The sequence below is a fragment of the Mesorhizobium sp. dw_380 genome, assembly GCF_018588885.1.
GTDB lineage: Bacteria > Pseudomonadota > Alphaproteobacteria > Rhizobiales > Rhizobiaceae > Mesorhizobium.
Map to the genome: position 1 here is coordinate 1 of NZ_JAFFIW010000132.1, position 891 is coordinate 891.

Below are 891 nucleotides of genomic sequence, written 5' to 3' on the forward strand. Positions count from 1 at the left end.
GCAAACAGGCCGGAGCGGGATGTGTATGTCGCGCTGGCATTGAGGAGCGCGGCGTTGGTGTCCGGCTCGGCACCGTCGATGGTGAATGACGCGCCGGGCAGGCTCTGGAACGTCGCTGTCACCTTGCGATCGGTGCCGCCATTGATCGCCCAGGCGGCGCGGCCCGACAGCGTCAGCTTCGCGCCATCCTGCAGCGCGATGTCCTTGTCGAGGTTGAGGCCCAGTTCAAAGCGCGTGGCGGTGGTCGTCTGGGACCCGTAGCCGAGCGCGAAATCGCCGGAGCCGGCGCTGGTCTCGGCATAGCCCGGCAGGTGATAGGCCGTGGCCTGGAAGGCGGCGTAGGGCGTCAGCGCGGCGACCGGCGTGGCGAAGCGGTAGCCGCCCTCGACGCGTCCCGACCAGGTCTGCGCGTTGAAGGAAGCCTCCAGCGTGTCGCCCGGCACCGCCCGGCTGGTGTTGGTGTCGTTGAACCCGTAGGCCAGCACGCCGGCGATATAGGCATCGCCAAAACCCTGCCGGCCGAACACGCCGATATTGAACGTGTCGGCATGGCCGGAGCCGAGATCATCCGACAGCGAGAAGCTGGACGAGCCGCCGCCGATCGCGACGCCGAGGCGGCTGTCGCCCCAATTCCTGACGATGCCGCCGGCCACGCCAAAAATGTCCGCATTCGTGTCGTGCGAACCGACGACGGCATCGCCGCCGATCTTCTGCGAACCCCCATAGACGGCGCCCCATGCCTGCCAGCGGCTGGCGAAGACAGGCCCCACCAGGTCGGCGTCGTGGCTGGCCTTCATGCCGAGCGCGGCGAACTGATCCTTGCCGCCGCTCGCCCCATCTTCCGCATAGGCCGTTGCCGCACCATCGGCGGCCTCGCCCTGACCTGCCTGG

1 protein-coding gene is annotated in these 891 nt (G+C 68.7%); it reads right to left on the reverse strand.

Going from position 1 to position 891, the window contains the following annotated elements:
* Positions 1-891: autotransporter outer membrane beta-barrel domain-containing protein (locus tag JT360_RS33230; RefSeq protein WP_214477696.1), on the reverse strand; the 891-nt coding region annotated here is incomplete at both ends.